Raw genomic sequence first — 223 nt, forward strand, 5'->3', positions numbered from 1 at the left:
GCCTGTTCGGCCGGCACATCGTCAAGCGAGTTTGATCATGAGCGCTGCAGAAGAAGTCGTCGGCGAAGGCCACGAGGCGGTCGAGGCGGTTCCGAAGCGGGCCATGACGCTCGGCACGGGCACCTCGCTGCTGGTGCTGGCGGTGCTGTTGATCGTGCCGGTGTTCGTCAAGAACTTCATCATCTTCCAGATGACGATGCTCCTGATCTACGGGCTCGCGGTG

The 223-nt window shown here is 62.3% G+C and carries 1 pseudogene; it reads left to right on the top strand.

Annotated elements, in window-relative coordinates:
• Positions 1–37 precede the first annotated feature (37 nt).
• Positions 38–223 (top strand): annotated as a pseudogene (locus MOV75_RS42235) (branched-chain amino acid ABC transporter permease); the annotation flags it as partial.

Source organism: Bradyrhizobium sp. PRIMUS42, assembly GCF_023006515.1.
In the GTDB taxonomy this organism is placed as follows: domain Bacteria; phylum Pseudomonadota; class Alphaproteobacteria; order Rhizobiales; family Xanthobacteraceae; genus Bradyrhizobium.